The following is a 13,233-nucleotide window of genomic DNA, read 5'->3' on the forward strand; positions in this document are numbered from 1 at the left end:
AAGAAGGAGTGACGGAAAATGGATCGACGTTCCGAAATCAAGAAAATCTACAAGCAAACCCATCAACCGATGGGGGTCTATCAAATCAAAAACCTGCGCAATGGCAAACGGTTCGTGGGCAGCAGTCCCAATCTTCCCGCCCGGTTCAACAGCATGTTGTTCCAATTGCGTCACGGCGTCCATCGCAACCGCTCCTTGCAAGCGGAGTGGAACGAATACGGCGAAGAAGCGTTTGCTTTCGAAATCCTGGAGGAGATCAAGCCCCAGGAAGCCGTGCCTTATCAGCGCAGCTACGCCGAGGAACTGCAGGAGCTGGAGGAGAAGTGGCTGCGCCAGCTTCAACCCTATGGCGAACATGGGTACAATCGCGTCGTGATGAAATGAACGAAAAGAAGGAAAAATCCGTATAAAGGGAAAATTGGGTCAAATGGAGAAATAAAATGGGAAATGAAAGGGGGAGTCAGTATGTTTCAAGCGGATCATCAGTCGATAGGCGCATTCTCGTTAACCATGCCCGAAACGTATAATTTTGGTGCCGAAGTGGACCGGTATGCGCTCTCCCATCCGGAGAAACCGGCGCTCCAGGTGATCGGCGAAGACGGCAGTCAGACCACGGTCACCTATGCCGAACTGGTTCAGTACTCCAACCGGATCGCCAATGGATTGCAGTCGCTTGGCATCGGCCGGGGAGACAAAGTGTTGGTGCTGGTGCCGCGCGGGAAGGCGGCATACGGCATTTATCTGGCCTTGATCAAAATGGGGGCCGTCGTGCTGCCCTGCTCCGAGATGCTGCGCGGGAAAGATATCGAGTACCGCGCGAATCACAGCGGGGCGAAGGCGGTTATCGGGTTTCCCGGCGTGGTGGGGGAAGTGGATGCGATCCGTTCCCTCTGCCCGACACTCGTGCACTTCCTGCTGGCGGGCGGCGAAGCCGAGGGCTGGATTCCGCTTGAACAATTGACGGCATCGGCGAGCGACGAATTTCAACCGGTGAAAACGCTTTCGGATGAACTCGCCTTTCTTTCCTATACGTCGGGGACAACCGGCGGCCCCAAAGGCGTCATGCATGTCCACGGCTGGCCATACGCCCATCTGGCAGTAGCCGCCACCTATTGGCTCGATGTTCGCGAGGAGGATCTGGTCTGGGCAACCGCCGGGCCGGGCTGGGCCAAATGGGTGTGGAGCCCGTTCGTCTCCGTGCTGGGCAAAGGGGCAACCGCGTTTGTCTACACCGGCAGATTTTCCCCGGAGACCTATTTGCGGTTACTGGCGTCGCACCCGATCAGCGTGCTGTGCGCCACGCCAACGGAATACCGTCTCATGGCGAAGGTGTCCGATCTGGAACAGTACCGGATCACGACGCTGCGCTCCGCGTGTTCGGCGGGCGAACCCCTGAACCGTGAAGTGATCGATACGTTCCGCCGGGTGTTTAACGTGACGGTCCGCGACGGGTACGGTCAGACGGAAAATACACTGGTGGTCGGGACGTTTGTCGGGATGGAACCGCGCCCCGGATCGATGGGCCGTCCGTCTCCTGCCGCCCATATCGCGATTGTGGATGAAGATGGACAGGTTCTGCCGCCCGGTCAAATCGGCGATATTGCGATCGACCGCAGGATGGTGGCCTTGTTCAAAGGGTATTTGAATGATCCCGAGCGAACGGCGCGCGCGTTTCGCGGGGATTGGTACATTACGGGGGATCAGGGCCGCATGGACGAGGACGGTTACATTTGGTTTGAGGGACGGGCCGACGATATCATTATCTCGGGCGGCTATACGATCGGGCCCTTTGAAGTGGAGGATGCGCTGGTGAAGCATCCGGCCGTGGCGGAATGCGCGGCGGTGGCCAGTCCCGATCCGGAGCGCGGACACGTGGTGAAGGCGTTTGTCGTGTTAAAGAAAGGATACAGCGGCTCCGATGCGCTTGTCCGGGAACTGCAGGATCATGTGAAGAAATGGACGGCGCCTTACAAATATCCGCGGAAAATCGAATTTGTCCAGGATTTGCCGAAAACGACGTCGGGCAAGATACGGCGCATCGAACTGCGCCAGCAGGAACAGCAGCGTGCATAATGACATCGGGGGACTCAGCCGCGCTTGATGAGTCCCCCTTCGATTTTTCAGGACAACCACCGCCACGGCTGCGGCACGCCGGCAGAACGTGTCCAATCCGAAGACGAGGGGATGGAGATGAAGCGGCAAAGACGGATTGATCTGGTCTTTCGCACGATCATGGACCAAAGGAACAAACAGGGGGTAACCGCCCATGAGCTGGCTGGACAGCTGGGGTTAAGCCGGGCCAACGTTTCCCACGATTTGAACCGGCTGTGGAAGGAAGGAAAAATCGGCAAAACAGCCGGCCGACCCGTCCGTTTTCACGCGCCGGAAGAGAGGAAGAACGGGGAATCGCCTGCAACCGTTCTCGACAAGCTGGGGCGTGAATTCCAAAGCTTGACGACCCCTATTGAACAGGCGAAAGCAGCCATCCTCTATCCGCCCAAAGGCATGCATACCCTGATCCTGGGGGAGACGGGGGTCGGGAAAACCGCGTTTGCCGGGCTGATGCACACCTACGCGGTGGAAACCGGGAAAATGCGCCACGATGCGCCGTTTGTCACGTTCAACTGCGCGGATTATGCAAACAATCCGCAGCTATTGATCGGCCAGCTGTTCGGGGTGAAAAAAGGGGCTTATACCGGTGCGGATGCGGATCGCGTCGGCCTGATCGAGAAGGCGGAAGGAGGCATTCTTTTTCTCGATGAGGTTCACCGTCTGCCGGCCGAGGGGCAGGAAATGTTTTTCACCTTTATGGACAAGGGGACATACCGCAGGCTGGGGGAGACGGAGGAGAGGACGGCCCATGTGCTGATCATCTCCTCCACCACGGAAAATCCCGAGTCCGTCCTGCTGAAAACATTCCTGCGCCGCATCCCGATGATCATCAAGCTGCCGTCTCTGCGGGAACGGGGGCTGAAGGAACGGTTTCAGCTGATCGTGCAATTTTTCCGGGAAGAGTCGTACCGGCTGGGCAAAGAGATTCACGTGTCGGCCAACTCGATGCGTGCCCTGCTGGTCTATCCCTGTCCCAACAACATCGGCCAGCTGAAAACCGATATTCAGCTGGTGTGCGCCAAGGCATACGCCGATTACATCACCTGCAGCAAGGAACAGCTGGAGATTACCAGCAGGGAACTGCCCGCCCATGTCAAAGAAGGGCTGTTGAAAGCGAAAGAGCATCGGCTGACGCTGGAGGAGCTGGTGGGCAGCCATCAGCAATTTTTCGTCTTTCGGCCGGATCAGGAAAAATTCTTTTTTGAAAAAGAGAGCGTCCCCGACGGCAGCAGCTTGTACGAGGACATCGAAAAGCTGGTCAAGGAACTGCGGGCCCGCGGCGTGAGCGACGAAGAAGTGGAAATCGATATCGAAAACTATTTCTCCCGGTACATTCGCGGCGTGAACCGCCAGATGCGCAAAACGAATCTGAGCAAGATAATAGACCCGCAGATCATGAAGCTGGTGGAGGAGATCATCGCCTTCGCCCAGGGCAAGCTGCAAAGGAGACTCAGTCCGAAGGTGTTCCACAGCCTCGCCCTGCATATCCAGACCTTGCTGGAGCGGGTCAGGCACGGCAAGCAGATCGTCAATCCCCATCTGAACAAGATGCGCGGCAAGTATAAAACGGAATTCGGGCTGGCGCTGGAATGCGTCAGGATGATCGAAGAGGCGTTCCAGGTGGACCTGCCGATTGACGAAGCGGGGTTTCTCACCATGTTTTTCATCCTGGAAGATCTGGAAGCCGATGAAGAGACGGATACCGTCAGCGTGCTGGTCATCGCCCATGGCAATGGGACGGCCACGGCGATGGTGGAGGTGACCAATCGCCTGCTGGATGTCCATTATGCGCAGGCGATCGATCTGCCGCTGGAGATGGAGCCGCAGGAAGCGCTGGAGAAGGCAAAAGAAGTGGCCGGAAGAGCGAGCCGCAAAGCCGGGATGATCCTGCTTGTCGACATGGGGTCGCTGCTCACGTTTGGGGAACTGATCGAAAAAGAGCTGGGCGTTCCGGTGAAAGTGGTTCCGCTGGTCAGCACCCTGCATGTGATCGAAGCGACGCGGAAAGCGATGCTCGGCCATTCGCTGGATGAAATCTACCGGGATGTCCGCCTCGTCTCCACCTTCGACAGCACGGAAACAACAAGCAGGCAGGCGAACAGACAGACCGACAAGGCGGTTATTCTGACCGCCTGCATGACGGGGGAAGGGAGCGCGCTTGCGCTCAAAAACATGCTGCAGCACCATCTCCGCTACGACGAAGCGCTCTGCGAGATCGTTCCGCTGAACATCGTCGGCCGGGAGGAGCTGAAGGAGCGGATTCAAAAGTGGAAAAAGGAACGCAACGTTCTTTGCGTGGTCTCCAGCTTTCCCATCGACCGCGACATTCCCACCTTCTCTATCGAAGAGGTGCTGAATCTGCAGGCGCTTCCGGAGATTCAGAAGAAGATCGACATCGCGGAAACCTACCATCGCATGGGCGAAGTGCTAGACGGCCATCTGCAGCGGGTGAGCGGGGTGGAGCTGCTGGCAGACGTGCGGTCCATCCTTGCCCACCTGCAGCGGATCTTGAACCTGCCTATTCCCGATGAAGATCTGATCGGCATCTCGCTTCATCTCTGCTGTATGGTTGACCGGTTGTTGGGCGGGGAGATTCGAGTCGCGCATCCCAACAGTACGGAACGGCTGGCGGCCAATCCGCAATTGGCGCGGCAGATCAAGCTTGGCCTGCAGCCGCTGGAGCAGAAATACGGCATCGAGGTTACGCCGGATGAAATCTGTTTTTTGATGAATTTTTTTGAAGAAAACAAAACACTTCTGGCATAGTGTTTTGTTTTTCCTGTTTTTTCCGTCCCCCCCCAAAAACAGTGAGAATCAAAAGAAAACACTCGCTCGTCAGGCGCTGAAAATGTAAGCGCATTCAGAGGCGGGGTGTTTTGGCACGAAGCATGCTTGAAGAACAGGGAAGGAAGGAGGTGTGCGCATGAAAATCTTGTTGTGCTGCGCGGCCGGGATGTCTACCAGCCTGCTGGTGACCAAAATGGAGAAAGCCGCCCAGGAACGCGGCCTGGAAGCGAAGATCTGGGCGGTGTCGGTTGATGAGGTGAGCAGGCATCTGGATGAGGCTGACGTCCTGCTGGTGGGCCCTCAAGTGCGTTACAAGCTGCCGCAGTTTCGGCAGGAGGCGGCAGCCAAGGGAATTCCTTGCGAGCTGATCAGTCCCACCGATTACGGCATGGTGAACGGGGCAAAGGTTCTTGAACAGGCTTTGTCCATGATGAAATAACAGGGAAAAAGAATGGGGGGAAGAGGTGTGAACGCATTTATTTCGTTTCTTGAAAACCGGTTTATGCCCGTAGCCGGCAGAATTGCGGAGCAAAAGCATCTGCAGGCTGTGCGGGACGGCATCATTCTGGCGCTGCCGCTCTTGATTATCGGCTCCTTGTTTCTGATTCTCGGGTTTCTCCCGATTCCCGGCTACAATGAGTTCATGGCGGGGGTGTTCGGCGAGAAATGGCTGTCCAAGCTGCTCTATCCGGTTAACGCCACGTTTGACATCATGGCTATCATCGTCAGCTTCGGCGTCGCCTACCGCCTTGCCGAGAAGTACAAGGTGGATCCGCTGGCTTCCGGAGCCATTTCGCTCGCTGCGTTTCTGCTGGCCACCCCGTATGTGGTGAAGTTTACGCCAGAGGGGGCGACGGAGGCTGTTGATGTGGGCGGCGCGATTCCGGTCGCGCTGATGGGCAGTCAAGGCCTGTTCGTGGCGATGATTCTGGCGCTTCTTTCTACCGAAATTTACCGCAAGATTATCCAAAAGAATATTGTCATCAAACTGCCGGACGGCGTGCCTCCGTCCGTAGCGAGATCGTTTGTCGCCCTGATCCCGGCCTTCTTCGTCATCCTGACGGTGTGGCTGATCCGGATGATCATTGAGGTGACACCTTTTGAAAGCGTTCACAACATTGTCTCCAAGATACTGGCCTCTCCGCTCAATGCCCTGGGCGGTACGCTGATCGGCGCCATCGTGGCCGTGATCCTCGTCCATCTCCTCTGGTCGGCAGGCATTCACGGGGCCGCGATCGTCGGCGGCGTGATGGGGCCGATCTGGCTCTCCCTGATGGACCAGAACCGGATCGCGTTCCAGGCTGGCCAGGAACCGCCCAACGTGATCACGCAGCAGTTCTTTGATCTGTGGATCTATGCAGGCGGCTCCGGGGCAACGCTGGCGATGGTGATCCTGATGCTGACCATTGCCAAAAGCGAACAGATGAAAAGCATCGGACGCGTCTCCATCGCGCCCGGCCTGTTCAATATCAACGAACCGGTTACGTTCGGGATGCCGGTTGTCATGAACCCGATCCTGATTATCCCGTTCATTCTGGCGCCGGTTGTTCTCGTGATCGTCACCTATCTGGCGATGGCGAGCGGCTTGGTTGCCAAGCCAAGCGGGATCGCGGTTCCCTGGACAACGCCTCCGATAATCAGCGGCTATCTGGCGACAGGCGGGAAAATTTCCGGCAGCATCCTGCAGCTGATCAACTTCTTTATCTCCATGGCGATTTACTATCCGTTCTTCCGGATGTGGGATCAACAAAAATTCGCGGAGGAGAAAGGCGATTCCGCATCCCTTTCAGCTTGACGCACGAAAGGAGCAGAGCATGAAGCTGATTGTCAACGCCGACGACTTCGGCTACTCCCGGGGCGTCAATCTGGGGGTGATCGACGCATACCGGCATGGGATTCTCACATCGGCTACGGCGATGGTCAATATGCCCGGGTTTGCCCATGCCGTGGAATTGGCCGGCCAACATCCGGGGCTCGGTGTCGGCATTCACCTCGTCCTGACATGCGGGGTCCCGGTTCTGTCCGATGTGCCGTCCCTGGTGGATGAACAGGGGCGGTTTCACAAGCTGCGGGAGATTTTTCAATACGCGACGGCAGCCGATATCGAAAGGGAATTCGCCGCCCAGATCGAGCGGTTTCTGGCTGCCGGACTGCAACCGACCCATCTGGACAGCCATCATCACGTGCACGCACACGAGCTGGTCCGGCCGGTTGTGCTGCGTCTCGCGGAGCGCTACCGCCTGCCGGTCAGGCGCTTCACCGCATCTTCGGAAGAGGAGGACGCCTATCGGGCGGTGCGGACAACCGATGCGTTCTTTTGGGATTTCTACGGGGAAGGAGCCACGGTGGAAACGATGGAACGGCTGCTGCAGCAGGGTATGGCCTATGAGACGGTTGAGATCATGTGCCATCCGGCTTATGTGGATGAGCCGCTTCTTGCCGGCAGTTCGTATGCGCTGCCCCGGGCGAGGGAGCTGGCCATCTTGACGGATGAGCGCGTCAAACGGGCAGCGGCGCAAGCCCGGATTGAACGGATCACGTACAAAGAGATATCGTAATTTATTTGGATAGGTGGGAAGAACAAGATGGAATATGCAGAATCCGTGTTCCAGATCATCCTGTATGGCGGCAATGCCAGAAGCTCCGCCATAGAAGCGATCCGGTTCGCCAAGCAAGGGAATTTCACGGCTGCCCGCGAAGCGCTGGACCAGGCGGCCAAGGATTTTCAGCAGGCCCATCAGATTCAGACTTCCCTGATTCAGCGGGAAGCGTCCGGCGAAAAGACAGAGGCCACCCTGCTGATGATCCATGCCCAGGATCATCTGATGAACGCCATCACCGTCCGCGATCTGGCTGTTGAATTCGTCGAGCTGTATGAAACCATCTTCCGACAAGGAGGCGTGAGAGGATGAGCGGATTGAAGATCGCCACGATAGGGGGCGGCTCCAGCTATACGCCGGAGCTGGTCGAAGGGTTTATCAGGCGGTATGAGGAACTGCCGGTCAGAGAGCTCTGGCTGGTCGATATTCCGGCCGGCAGGGAGAAGCTGGAGATCGTCGGCGCCCTGGCCAAACGGATGGTGGAAAAAGCGGGGGTGCCGATCGAGATCCATCTGACGCTGGATCGGCGCGCCGCCTTGGCCGGTGCCGACTTCGTCACGACCCAGTTTCGTGTCGGGGGCCTTGAGGCGCGGGCCAAGGATGAACGAATCCCGTTGAAATACGGCGTCATCGGACAGGAGACCAATGGACCGGGCGGCTTGTTCAAAGGCTTGCGGACGATCCCGGTCATCCTGGAGATTTGCAGGGAGATGGAGGAGCTCTGCCCGGACGCGTGGCTGGTCAATTTCACCAATCCGGCCGGCATGGTGACGGAGGCGGTGCTGCGCTACAGCAGCATCCGCAAGGTGGTGGGGCTCTGCAATGTGCCGATCGGCATGCGCATGGGCGTAGCCAAGATGCTGGGCGTTGAGCCGGACCGCGTCGCCATCGATTTTGCGGGACTCAACCATATGGTGTATGGTCTCGATGTCTATCTGGACGGCAAACGCATCACGCAGGAATTGATCGACCGCCTGTGCAGCGAGGAAGAATCCGGGATCACCATGCGCAATATCGTCGACATGGGCTGGGAGAAAGATTTCCTGAAGGCGCTGGGCGTGCTGCCGTGTCCGTATCACCGGTATTATTATCAGACGCGCACCATGCTGGAGCATGAACTGGAAGCGGCCAGGACGGAAGGCACGCGGGCGGAAGTGGTGCAAAAGGTGGAGGCGGAGCTGTTTGACATGTACAAAGATCCCAATCTGGCGATCAAGCCGCCGCAGCTGGAGAAGCGCGGGGGGGCCTATTACAGCGACGCCGCCTGCAGCCTCATCGCCTCCATCTACAATGACAAACGGGATATCCAGCCGGTGAATACCCGCAATAACGGTGCGATTGCCAGCATTCCGGACGAATCGGCGGTTGAGATCAACTGCGTCATCACCAAAGACGGCCCCAAACCGATCGCCATCGGGGATCTGCCCGTCGCGGTACGCGGGCTGGTGCAGCAGATCAAGTCTTTTGAACGGGTAGCGGCGGAGGCGGCCGTAACGGGCGATTACCGAACGGCCGTGCTGGCGATGACCATCAATCCGCTGGTGACTTCCGATACCATCGCCAAACAGATCGTCGATGAGATGATGGAAGCCCACAGGGAGCATCTGCCGCAATTTTTCCGGACCGTGTCATGAAATCGTTCGGCATCACCAACCGTCCGATCCGGTGGCGTGATTCTTCCCCTCCGGCACAGGTGGGCATCTCTCCTGCACGCGGCGTATCGCTTCGCGCACATGAGGAGACGGGACAAAATGACAGCGACCGGAACCAACGATAAAGACGGCGGCGGCCATGTAATCCGGCAGGTTATCCTAAAGCAGTAACAATCTCACACGGAAGGAGGGGCGCAGATGCCTTCCAGACAAGTGGCGGTAGCTCACGATCATGGACTGCACGCGCGGCCGGCCGCCCTGTTCGTCAATCTGGCGAAGCAGTTCGCATCCTCCATTGAACTGCGCAAGGGCGAAAAGAGCGCGGACGGCAAAAGCATTCTCGGCGTGATGGCGCTGGCCGTGAAGCAGCATGAGGAAATCGAAGTGATCGCCAACGGACCTGACGAGCAGGAAGCCCTGGAAAGATTGACGGAGCTGTTGATGAGCAAGGCGGATTGACCATGGCGGGAAGACTTTCTATAATCGTTGGTAAGAAGCGACGGTGCGGCACCGCTGCGCTCGAAGGAAGAGGTTTTTGAAAAAAACAGAAGCGGTTGGGTGGTACCGTGACGCAATCGCCTCAGCAAGCAGGCAGCCGTCCGGATGGATGGCGAGCCTCTTGACAGAGGCGTTTTCATTTGGCGACCATCGTTGGAACCGATCTGGAAATGAGGAAGGAGTGGGCATGCGCCATGATCATCGACATTTTTCAGGATACCGTCTGTCCATGGTGCCGGATTGGCAAAAAGCATTTGCTCGACGCCATTCGTGCGTGGGAGGGAGATACGATTCAAGTTCGATACCGGACTTTTTTCCTTGATCCGAGCATCCCGAAGGAAGGGCTGCCGTTTCGGGAAGCGATGGCCGCTCTCAAAGGACCGCAGGCAGTGGATCAGCTGCTCCGGCATGTGACCGAAGCGGGAAAAGCGTCCGGAGTCACGTTTCATTTCGACAAGGTTCGCTATCGTCCCAATACGTACGCTTCCCATACGCTGCTGAAGCTGGCCCCGGAAGGGAAAGCGGCCGAACTGGTGGAAGCGGTCTTTCAGGCGTACTTTGAAGAGGGGCGCGACATCGGCAATCTGGACGTGCTGGTGGACATCGGGGCGCAATGCGGTCTGGATGCCGAAGCGGTAAGGGAAGCCATTGAATCGGACCGGATGAAGGATGAGATTGCGGCCGATCTGGCCTTGGCGCGGGAACTGCAGATTACGGGCGTCCCATTCTTCGTCATCGACAACAAGCTGGCGCTTTCCGGCGCCCATCCGGTGGAGAATTTCCTGCGCGCATTCCGGCGGGTGGCCGAGGAAGCGTCATCGTGATACGGGGTTATGCTACTCTTTTTCCAATCTCATGCGCAAGCAACACGACCGGGAGAATAAACAAGAGAAAAGGCAGGCTGACAAAAATCGTCTGCCAGGTGATGACCTGCCTGTTGAACAAGGCGTGAAACAATACGATGCTGTAAGGCAGGATAATCACGATTGACGTGATGACACCAGGCGTGATGGAACGAAAAAAGAGAGATTGTCCGATATGCGTGAAAGCATGAAGAAAGAAAACCAGGATGCAAACGGTAAAGAAATGGATGTTGCCAAGCGGTCCATGATGAAGAAATTGACTGGCCATATATGTCGAAGCGCTGACAAACAGAAAAATCACCAATACCGCAACGGAAAATTGGGCGGTTGACATGGAGAATTGCTTCACAACGCCAGCGGCGATTTTTCTTGGCAATTTTTCATACAGGACTGCTTGGTGCTTGTTGATCCACTTTTCCACCATGATGATTTCTTCCAAATCATGAAGCATGAACATGATCGGAAAAAGCCAGATCAGCGTTTGAACATCGAGCCAACGTTCCAAAGATTTTCCCTCCCGCTCCGTCTTTGTCCGGCAGGTTTACTTGACACCGGAATGTTCAGAATAATAAGCTAAAAACATCTTTTGTCAAGGGTGAACGGAGAGGGGAAGGAAGACAAGATGATCGAACTGAACGGAGTATCTTGGCGCCGGGGAGAACGCCTGATTCTCAGGGATATTCACTGGCGCATCGAGCCGGGGCAGCATTGGTGCCTGTTCGGCTTGAACGGCTCAGGCAAGACGACGCTGCTGAATATCATAAACGGGTATATCTGGCCGACACAGGGAGAGGTAACCGTTCTGGGGAAACGATTCGGCCAGGTGGATGTGCGGGAGCTGCGCAAATGGATCGGCCTGGTCAGCTTGTCGCTGCAGCAAAAATTCTACGGATACGAGCCGGTGGAAGAGATCGTCATGAGCGGCAAGTTCGCTTCCATTGGCTTGTACGATGTGCCGTCGGACGAAGACCGGCAGCGGGCAGACGACCTGCTTGTCCGCATGGGATGTGCCGCTCTGCGCGGCCGCAGCTACCAGACGCTGTCGCAGGGTGAGCAGCAGCGGGTTCTGATCGCCCGGGCGCTGATGGCTTCGCCGAAGCTGTTGATCCTGGACGAACCGTGCTCCGGCCTTGATGTGCTGGCCCGGGAACAGCTGCTGCAGATGATCGGCCAGCTGGCCGACGAGCCGGATGCCCCGACCCTGCTCTATGTGACTCACCATCTGGAAGAGATCCTGCCCTGTTTTTCCCATACGCTGCTGCTGAAAGAAGGCAGCGTGTACCGGGCGGGGGCCACGACGGAAATCCTGACTTCCGATTGTTTGAGCGGGTTCCTGGGGGTGCCGGTCGATGTGCGTGAATGGAACGGACGGTATTTTTCCATGATCCTGGAAACATGATATGATAGCTGAGAGGCAAGAACCGATATTTTTTATAGAGAAAAGAGGAGAAACGACCATGCAGCAGATCCGCAACATTTTCTGTGTTGGCCGCAACTATCGTCTGCACGCGGAGGAGTTGGGCAACGCCGTGCCGACATCGCCGTTCCTGTTTTCCAAGCCGACCCATGCGCTGGCGCTGGCGGATGGACAGGCCATCGCGCTGCCCGGCAATCAGGGCGAAGTGCATCATGAGATCGAATTGGTGGTTCACATCGCCAAACCGTACCAGCCCGGCATGAAGCCGGATGACATGATCGACCGGATGGCGCTCGGGATCGACTTCACCCTGCGCGATGTGCAGGCGGAACTGAAGAAGAAGGGGCACCCCTGGCTGTTGGCGAAAGGCTTTCCCAACTCCGCCGTCATCACGCCATTCCGCCCGTTTCCCGGCTTGGAGGCGGTGAAGCGCACGGATTTCAGCCTGCTGAAAAATGGCGAGCGGGTGCAAAACGGAAACATCAGCGATGTCATCTTTGATCTGGAGACCATCATTCGTTTTGCCGTGGACCATTTCGGCCTGACCGCCGGGGATCTGCTCTTTACCGGCACCCCGGCCGGCGTCGGACCCGTAGCCGACGGCGACCTCCTGCAGATGTACTGGGGAGACGAGATGTGGGGCCAATTTGTTGTGAAGATGGGATAGAATTCTGACGCAGGAAACCATGCAGCCATGCTCCTTGGGAAGCAGGCTGCATCAAACTGATGACAAACAACAGTTAGAGTCATTGCGTGATGGACCGACGCAGCGAAGAAACGAAGACGCGGGGTCACAGGGGGCGTGAGTCTCACTTCGCTGAACCAGCTAATATCTTGTCAAGCCAATTAATTAAATAGCATCATTATTTGTGGTATACTTTAAAAAGGGTATAACAAACCAGCCTTCCAACTTCTGTTGGAAGGATCTGGTTATCAGTCCTATCCGTTATCGTTATACGGTCTGTTCTTGATAAGGAACGCCTTTCTTCAGAATAGCGTAGATGAGATGGAGAAGTTTATTGGCACATGCAATTACTGCTACTCTGTAAGGTTTGGTCTCACGTTTCTGATCAAAATATTGGCGAAGGCGTGGATTTCCTGACCGTCTCAGGCTGCACTGCACCGCCATATACAAAGCTTTTCGAAGGCGCTTGGATCCTCGCTTCGTGATGCTCAATTGCGTTGCCGTAAACTTTCCGGACTGATGAACGCTTGGATCAATCCCCACGAATGCCACAAGTTTCTTTGGATGGTCAAACCTCTCGATTTCTCCGATTTCGGACAAAATTGTGGCTGCAATTTTG

The 13,233-nt window shown here is 56.6% G+C and carries 14 protein-coding genes; 12 read left to right on the forward strand and 2 right to left on the reverse strand.

Going from position 1 to position 13,233, the window contains the following annotated elements; genetic code table 11:
• Positions 1-18: 18 nt before the first annotated feature.
• The 10 genes from G3578_RS19565 to G3578_RS19610 all read left to right on the forward strand — a co-directional run bounded on the left by G3578_RS19565 (position 19) and on the right by G3578_RS19610 (position 10,473).
• Complete coding sequence (locus G3578_RS19565; protein WP_165215241.1) at positions 19-384, forward strand: GIY-YIG nuclease family protein; 366 nt, start codon at positions 19-21, stop codon at positions 382-384.
• A gap of 81 nt (positions 385-465) precedes the next feature.
• Entirely contained in the window at positions 466-2,073 is a 1,608-nt protein-coding gene (locus G3578_RS19570) for an acetate--CoA ligase (protein WP_165215244.1), read from the forward strand.
• A gap of 117 nt (positions 2,074-2,190) precedes the next feature.
• Positions 2,191-4,878 (forward strand): sigma-54-dependent transcriptional regulator, encoded by a 2,688-nt coding sequence (locus tag G3578_RS19575; RefSeq protein ID WP_165215246.1) that lies wholly within the window; start codon positions 2,191-2,193, stop codon positions 4,876-4,878.
• A 157-nt stretch (positions 4,879-5,035) separates the two neighbouring features.
• Positions 5,036-5,338, forward strand: coding sequence for a PTS sugar transporter subunit IIB (locus tag G3578_RS19580; RefSeq protein WP_165215249.1), 303 nt, complete (start codon positions 5,036-5,038; stop codon positions 5,336-5,338).
• Positions 5,339-5,365: 27 nt separating this feature from the next.
• A complete protein-coding gene (celB, locus tag G3578_RS19585) occupies positions 5,366-6,694 on the forward strand; it encodes a PTS cellobiose transporter subunit IIC (protein WP_165215252.1) in 1,329 nt (442 codons plus the stop codon).
• A gap of 19 nt (positions 6,695-6,713) precedes the next feature.
• Positions 6,714-7,457: a chitin disaccharide deacetylase gene (gene chbG, locus G3578_RS19590; protein ID WP_165215254.1), complete on the forward strand. Its 744-nt coding sequence runs from the start codon at positions 6,714-6,716 to the stop codon at positions 7,455-7,457.
• 27 nt (positions 7,458-7,484) lie between these two features.
• Positions 7,485-7,811, forward strand: coding sequence for a PTS sugar transporter subunit IIA (locus G3578_RS19595; RefSeq protein WP_165215257.1), 327 nt, complete (start codon positions 7,485-7,487; stop codon positions 7,809-7,811).
• Positions 7,808-9,133 (forward strand): 6-phospho-beta-glucosidase, encoded by a 1,326-nt coding sequence (locus G3578_RS19600; protein WP_165215260.1) that lies wholly within the window; start codon positions 7,808-7,810, stop codon positions 9,131-9,133. Before G3578_RS19595 ends, G3578_RS19600 begins: the two co-directional genes overlap by 4 nt.
• Positions 9,134-9,349: 216 nt before the next feature.
• Complete coding sequence (locus tag G3578_RS19605) at positions 9,350-9,610, forward strand: HPr family phosphocarrier protein (protein WP_165215262.1); 261 nt, start codon at positions 9,350-9,352, stop codon at positions 9,608-9,610.
• A gap of 179 nt (positions 9,611-9,789) precedes the next feature.
• Entirely contained in the window at positions 9,790-10,473 is a 684-nt protein-coding gene (locus G3578_RS19610) for a DsbA family oxidoreductase (protein ID WP_241254727.1), read from the forward strand.
• 7 nt (positions 10,474-10,480) lie between these two features.
• Here G3578_RS19610 and G3578_RS19615 read toward each other — a convergent pair whose 3' ends face one another.
• Complete coding sequence (locus G3578_RS19615) at positions 10,481-11,017, reverse strand: HXXEE domain-containing protein (protein ID WP_241254728.1); 537 nt, start codon at positions 11,015-11,017, stop codon at positions 10,481-10,483.
• Positions 11,018-11,134: 117 nt separating this feature from the next.
• Here G3578_RS19615 and G3578_RS19620 point away from each other — a divergent pair, with 117 nt between their 5' ends.
• Together G3578_RS19620 and G3578_RS19625 are read left to right on the forward strand one after the other, a co-directional pair.
• On the forward strand, positions 11,135-11,911 hold the full coding sequence (locus tag G3578_RS19620; RefSeq protein ID WP_165215265.1) for an ABC transporter ATP-binding protein: 777 nt from the start codon (positions 11,135-11,137) through the stop codon (positions 11,909-11,911).
• Between the two features lie 58 nt (positions 11,912-11,969).
• A complete protein-coding gene (locus G3578_RS19625; RefSeq protein ID WP_165215268.1) occupies positions 11,970-12,596 on the forward strand; it encodes a fumarylacetoacetate hydrolase family protein in 627 nt (208 codons plus the stop codon).
• Positions 12,597-12,881: 285 nt separating this feature from the next.
• Here G3578_RS19625 and G3578_RS19630 read toward each other — a convergent pair.
• Positions 12,882-13,233: transposase (locus G3578_RS19630; RefSeq protein WP_165215269.1), on the reverse strand; the 352-nt coding region annotated here is incomplete at its 5' end.

Source organism: Brevibacillus sp. SYP-B805, assembly GCF_011059135.1.
GTDB lineage: Bacteria > Bacillota > Bacilli > Brevibacillales > Brevibacillaceae > Brevibacillus_F.

Bases quoted from the DNA above. Each gene is read 5' to 3' on its own strand.
- G3578_RS19565 (WP_165215241.1), top strand. From the start codon at position 19: ATGGATCGACGTTCCGAAATCAAGAAAATCTACAAGCAAACCCATCAA.
- G3578_RS19570 (WP_165215244.1), top strand. From the start codon at position 466: ATGTTTCAAGCGGATCATCAGTCGATAGGCGCATTCTCGTTAACCATG.
- G3578_RS19575 (WP_165215246.1), top strand. From the start codon at position 2,191: ATGAAGCGGCAAAGACGGATTGATCTGGTCTTTCGCACGATCATGGAC.
- G3578_RS19580 (WP_165215249.1), top strand. From the start codon at position 5,036: ATGAAAATCTTGTTGTGCTGCGCGGCCGGGATGTCTACCAGCCTGCTG.
- chbG (WP_165215254.1), top strand. From the start codon at position 6,714: ATGAAGCTGATTGTCAACGCCGACGACTTCGGCTACTCCCGGGGCGTC.
- G3578_RS19595 (WP_165215257.1), top strand. From the start codon at position 7,485: ATGGAATATGCAGAATCCGTGTTCCAGATCATCCTGTATGGCGGCAAT.
- G3578_RS19600 (WP_165215260.1), top strand. From the start codon at position 7,808: ATGAGCGGATTGAAGATCGCCACGATAGGGGGCGGCTCCAGCTATACG.
- G3578_RS19605 (WP_165215262.1), top strand. From the start codon at position 9,350: ATGCCTTCCAGACAAGTGGCGGTAGCTCACGATCATGGACTGCACGCG.
- G3578_RS19620 (WP_165215265.1), top strand. From the start codon at position 11,135: ATGATCGAACTGAACGGAGTATCTTGGCGCCGGGGAGAACGCCTGATT.
- G3578_RS19625 (WP_165215268.1), top strand. From the start codon at position 11,970: ATGCAGCAGATCCGCAACATTTTCTGTGTTGGCCGCAACTATCGTCTG.